The organism is Vibrio sp. 2033 (genome assembly GCF_033339735.1).
Genome location: NZ_JAWOVC010000329.1, coordinates 1 through 719, shown reverse-complemented (window position 1 = coordinate 719; position 719 = coordinate 1). Strand labels below are relative to the sequence as shown.

At 40.8% G+C, this 719-nt stretch carries 1 protein-coding gene; it reads left to right on the top strand.

What is annotated here, in order from left to right; all coding sequences use genetic code 11:
• Nucleotides 1-96: 96 nt before the first annotated feature.
• On the top strand, nucleotides 97-438 hold the full coding sequence (locus tag R7P74_RS26395; RefSeq protein ID WP_025500360.1) for a hypothetical protein: 342 nt from the start codon (nucleotides 97-99) through the stop codon (nucleotides 436-438).
• The last annotated feature ends 281 nt before the right edge of the window (nucleotides 439-719 follow it).

Below are 719 nucleotides of genomic sequence, written 5' to 3'. Positions count from 1 at the left end.
TAAGGTGAGAAAACTTGTTTAAGTAAACGGATTTTCCTCTTACTTATCCCTACTTGGGATAGAGATTTTACAATTGTTGAAGAAAGTGAGAGAAAAGTGCAAAAAGTAACTAGCTTGATTCCGATCGTTGTTTTACTTGGCCTATTTAGTGCTGGGTGGATATTTTTAACTGGAAAGAGTGCATTTGAGTTCTTCACTCTTCTTGCATTTATATTAGCTGGTATAGGGCTTCTAGCTATGGTTTTGCTTAGAGTGGATCCTAAGCACTTCAATTTCGTTCTAGATAAAGTGAGCGAGATTAAAAATGAAGGTAGAGACGCTTTTTTAGAAGGACGCTCTAAAGAGTCCAACCCGTACGCTGGAGTCGATGGAGAGCTTTGGGATACTGGCTATGATGAGATGAGTAGACGTGCCTCTGGCGAGAAAAAATCTATTTAACTGTGTACTGGGAAAATACGCCTGCAAAATAAAAAAACACCCAGCTTGTGGGGCAAGTCTGGGTGTAAGCAAGAAGTTTCTCAGGAACATTAGGGGGAAGAGAAACACAGTAATTTCGTTATCGGCGAACCTCTTCAAATTCACCTTCGATGGCATCGGCTTTGCCAGTATTAAACTCATACTCTTCATGCATTTCTTTTTGCATTTTCCGTACGCGTTTTTCAATTCGTTTGCCAGTGATCAGGGCTGCGATGGTCAATGGAATCGCCATGATTAGGCTA